General features: G+C 50.3%; 3 protein-coding genes and 2 pseudogenes. All 5 read right to left on the bottom strand.

All coding sequences use genetic code 11. The features are described from left to right. Nucleotides 1-566 (bottom strand): annotated as a pseudogene (locus tag NKJ91_RS33365) (serine hydroxymethyltransferase); the annotation flags it as partial. A gap of 29 nt (nucleotides 567-595) precedes the next feature. Further along, nucleotides 596-1,927 carry a preATP grasp domain-containing protein gene (locus tag NKJ91_RS33360; RefSeq protein WP_352458893.1) on the bottom strand — a complete coding sequence of 444 codons (1,332 nt, stop codon included), beginning with the start codon at nucleotides 1,925-1,927 and terminating at the stop codon, nucleotides 596-598. Between the two features lie 41 nt (nucleotides 1,928-1,968). After that, nucleotides 1,969-2,730: an aspartate/glutamate racemase family protein gene (locus NKJ91_RS33355; protein ID WP_352458892.1), complete on the bottom strand. Its 762-nt coding sequence runs from the start codon at nucleotides 2,728-2,730 to the stop codon at nucleotides 1,969-1,971. After that, the gene (locus tag NKJ91_RS33350) at nucleotides 2,705-3,274 is read right to left on the bottom strand and encodes a hypothetical protein (protein ID WP_352458891.1); all 570 of its coding nucleotides are present in this window, start codon (nucleotides 3,272-3,274) and stop codon (nucleotides 2,705-2,707) included. The genes NKJ91_RS33355 and NKJ91_RS33350 overlap by 26 nt, the downstream gene beginning before the upstream one ends. Before the next feature lie 328 nt (nucleotides 3,275-3,602). Next, a pseudogene (locus tag NKJ91_RS33345) lies at nucleotides 3,603-3,742 on the bottom strand (IS256 family transposase); the annotation flags it as partial.

Here is a 3,742-nt window from a genome sequence, read left to right as displayed (position 1 = left end):
CGTGCGATCTGATGCATTTCCTCATAATCAATCAAACGCGGATATGATGAACCTCCGCAGATGATTGCTGCAGGTCGATTTGCCAGCGCAATTGATCGTACCTCATCATAATCCAGTTGCTCATCGGTCTTTGAAACTCCATAGAAACACCAACGAAAATTTTGGCCGCTTGCATGAAAAGGGGCGCCGTGGCTAAAATGACCGCCGTCTTGGAGCCGCATTGCCATTACTCCGTCGGATGGCTGAAAAAGCTCATTCATTATGGCAAAATTGGCAATGGTAGCGCTCATGGCCTGAACATTCGCGTGTTCGCAGCCGAAAACAGATTTTGCTCTCTCGATCGCTAAAATTTCTAGTTGATCAGCATATTCGCACCCCGAGACGCATCGCTTACCCGGGTAACCCTCTGCATTCTTGTCAGCAAATATACCTCCTTCAAACCCTCTGACCGCAGGAGAGGAATAATTTTCAGACGCGACCAAGCTAAGCTGGGATAGTTGCCGCTGCTCCTCCAAGTGCACAAGGTTGCTGACTTCTATATCTACCGGGGCGATGACATCCCTCATTGTTACTACCTTACCTATCCAGATCAACACTACGTACCAGACAATTTGATGACATCGTGCTCTATACCTTTAACATCTTCTAGATTACTTCCAACAATTAAAAGGTCAAACGGACCGTTACCTTCGTATCCCTCAGACATCACAATAACTCCCCGTCTAGAAGAAGAATTGAAGTGAAGTTGTCTTCTCTCAAGGAGATTAACAAGGTCGGGAAACCCAATGCCAATAGGGACGGCACTTCGCGAGAAGACAACGCGCTTCCCGTCTTTGATATCGGGTTCTAATCCTAGGGAATTCGATACGGCCCTGACCAAAGAGAAGCTTCCGTGCCGCCCGTTTACTTCACATGCAAAGAAGCCAACCTCCTTGCCCCTAACGACATCCACGCTGAGCGGTCCGAAGTACCCATTCTCTTGAGCATAATCACCTAGATTTTGACACCAGGACAGAACATCGTTGGGCAAATCATCAATGAGCGATTTACTCCAATATGTCCCTCCATACCCCGGATTTAACAGGATTGAAGCGGAGCCTACTAGTTCAACCCTGTCTATGCCTATGTCGAAGTGCACACCGATCGATGACTCATTTTCGATATATGCCTCAACAATGACAGGCTCTTTTTTCGTAGCAACCAATCCAATATCATGAACTGCTGCACGTATGAAATTGTCATCGACTTCCAGGACGGAAACCGAGCGCATCGCACCCTGGAGCGATCCTTCGGCACTCTTTGAGATAACGCTGTTGCCGTCACCAGCTGAATTGCGAGCCATCTTCAGAATAGCATGATCGGAAACCGACAGGACTTTACACACAGAATCCACCATCTCCTGCTCGTTTACACAGATGCTGCCACTAGCTATCGGCACGCCGAGACTGCGAGCAAACTGACGAAATTTTGCCTTATCGTTAAAAAGACGAGTTGCTTCAGGACTTGCCCGGCCGTTCTGATTTGAGAACCGTACAGGAACATCCCCCAAAAATTTTGCAAAGCAAATAGAAACTTCGTCGCCGATAAACGGCTTCAGGCATAAAATGCGGTCCGAAGCCAACAAACTCAGCGAGTTCGACAAAGGACTGTCAGCATCCAGGTCTTTTTTCGAGATCGGCAAAGGGCGCTCGGTGGGTGTAGGAGATGTCGATAGAGAGACGATGTCGCTGCCACCCTTTAGGAAGTTGGTGTAGTCTAAAAATGGTCGCGTTATAGGGGTCGGAGTTATTAATATATCGTCGTTCTCAGCAAGCCAAATCATTCGTTTCGCTAGTATCGCATTTGCCCGCAAAGAGTCGTCCGACAACGAGTTACTGGTTGGCCCTATTGCCTCTGATACGACATTTGCAAGTATAACTGCGGTCATACGTTTACACTCCACGGAACGATTGATAATATACCAGGACGTTACTTAGCGACTGTTTTCCACCAGTCGATGCAGGCGTCGGCAAGAATATCGATTGGATCGATAATGTCATCATCGCCTGCGATGTTTCCTGAAATCGCAGACAACTCACTGCAAGCTAGAAGGATTATGTCAGGATTGATCGATCTGGCGTCCCGGATTACGCGTGTTAGATTCGCTTGTGCTTCTGTGATTTTTCCGGACTTGACTTCCGCGATAATTTTTATTGTCTCACTGTGGATGTCTCTGAGGTGATGCAAAAAATCTTTACCGAAGCCGTTTTCATTGGGTCGAACGTAAAGGGCGTGTTGCACAACTGCGCTCGTCCCCAAGACAATAGAACGCAGCTTATCTATTCCGTCACCACGTGATTCATTTATGGACTGTCTCGTTATCTCAATCATATTGATAAACGTCACTGACAACGCTTGCTTAACTGCGGAGGCCCAGAAATGTGCAGTATTGCAGGGGATTGCAATTGCACCACATTTAGCGTTCTCCAGCCAATGTGCGCGTTCCAAAATTTGACGCAAGGGCGCGTCGCTGCCGATTGAGATTGCTTGCGAACGATCGGAGATATCGGGAAGTGATAGAGCAATAAACGGGATGTGATCCTGGTCTCTTTCAACTCGGCTTTTTCGAGCCAAAACTTCCAAAAATGTAGCAGTTGCCAAGCTTCCCATGCCTCCCACCACTCCAAGTGGTTTTCGTTGCCCAAGTAGCTCGAAAGACGGGGGATTAGGTTGCGGTATGACCTCGGTCATCAAAAAAGCTCCATTCGTTGAAGGTTTTATGACAAAAACAGGTGATGACCGTCTGATGAGAGCTGCTAACTCTGCAGGCCGAACAACTGCTCTGTCTGTGCGACACCCATCCGCCTTGGTCGAGAAATTGGGCGAATTCGAGCACCTCCTCAATGCATTCGGAAACGACATCGGCGGTGCCATCGATTTGTGAGGGGGCAGTCACCCGGCGTCCTTCCAGTTGTGCGTTTTCAAAAACCACATGTTCTCTGTGTTGCATTAGCTGATCGCCGTAAACAGGTTGCCGCTCGTCTGCAGGCCCGGCATCGCTCAACCTATAGCGACCCGGATCCACCTGGATTTGCAGAGCTTGGCGACGTGCACGCTTCAAATATCGTGCCACTTCGCCAAAAAGAGCGTTGGCTAAAGCTTCGGGTATTAGAATCAGGCGTTTACGCCAGTTTGCGGCACAAAATTGGCCGCAGCACTTATGTCGCAGGCGCGACAAACCCGACAGGGGCTCGTCGAAAGTTTTATCTGAACCCACCCGGGTTGGAAACGCCATCCGATTTGCGGCCTACGAGATCGGCGGGAAAATTCGGCGCTGCTCTCTTCCGTTTGTGGCCACCTGGAGGTTCAACGACGTCAACCCCGTCACTTACCTTGCCGAACCCTCGACGCCATCGTCGGCAGCCATCCGCAGAGCCAGATCGGGAAACTCATGACGATTCCGAAATGCATCAACCCCAAATCCGTAGGGAGCGGATTAGCGACACGCTAAAGCTGCTAAGCAATACCTTCGCGCGCCGCTCGGCAAAATGCGCGAGGATCGTGTCCCAGGGAGTGGTGTAGCTGACGGCTTGGTCGCCGCGCTCCGGCAAGGGCCGGGCTGATCAGCGTGCCACGGCTGGCAGGCTGATGAGCGGATCATCGCTCATTTGGCTGATGGTTTCCAGCGTCATGTATCTGGCGCGCTGCACGGCCCATCGTCGTTCTGTTCGAGCAGGATCGCGCCAACCAGGCGGACGATGGC

This window comes from Mesorhizobium sp. M0040, assembly GCF_040323505.1.
Lineage (GTDB): Bacteria > Pseudomonadota > Alphaproteobacteria > Rhizobiales > Rhizobiaceae > Mesorhizobium.
The sequence above is the reverse complement of the archived record's forward strand: the minus strand, read 5'-3'. Positions and strand labels throughout refer to the sequence as shown.

Bases quoted from the DNA above. Each gene is read 5' to 3' on its own strand.
- NKJ91_RS33360 (WP_352458893.1), bottom strand. From the start codon at position 1,927: ATGACCGCAGTTATACTTGCAAATGTCGTATCAGAGGCAATAGGGCCA.
- NKJ91_RS33355 (WP_352458892.1), bottom strand. From the start codon at position 2,730: ATGACCGAGGTCATACCGCAACCTAATCCCCCGTCTTTCGAGCTACTT.
- NKJ91_RS33350 (WP_352458891.1), bottom strand. From the start codon at position 3,274: ATGGCGTTTCCAACCCGGGTGGGTTCAGATAAAACTTTCGACGAGCCC.